Below are 238 nucleotides of genomic sequence, written 5' to 3'. Positions count from 1 at the left end.
GAGAAAAATAAAGCTGAAATAGATAACATGTCAAAAGCTATTTCTAATTATGAAAAACGAGAAGAAACTGTGAACGCAGCTGAAATAAAATTAAAAAGAATTACCCAAATTGACCGCCAATTAAAAGCTACTGAAAATAATCCTTACCAATACGGAAGGGCACTTAATGATCCAGTAGCAAAAGAACAATATGAATCACTAAAAGAACGCAAAAAAGCAATAGGACGAGAACTTGTAC

General features: G+C 32.4%; 1 protein-coding gene. It reads left to right on the top strand.

Translation table 11 applies throughout. The annotated features are described in order from the left end of the window. Positions 1 to 238 (top strand): hypothetical protein (locus HU755_RS27275; protein WP_186638369.1); only part of this gene is annotated, 238 nt, incomplete at both ends.

The organism is Pseudomonas sp. SWRI111, from assembly GCF_014268555.1.
In the GTDB taxonomy this organism is placed as follows: Bacteria; Pseudomonadota; Gammaproteobacteria; order Pseudomonadales; family Pseudomonadaceae; genus Aquipseudomonas; species Aquipseudomonas hamedanensis.
This window is presented reverse-complemented; position numbering and strand designations above follow the sequence as displayed.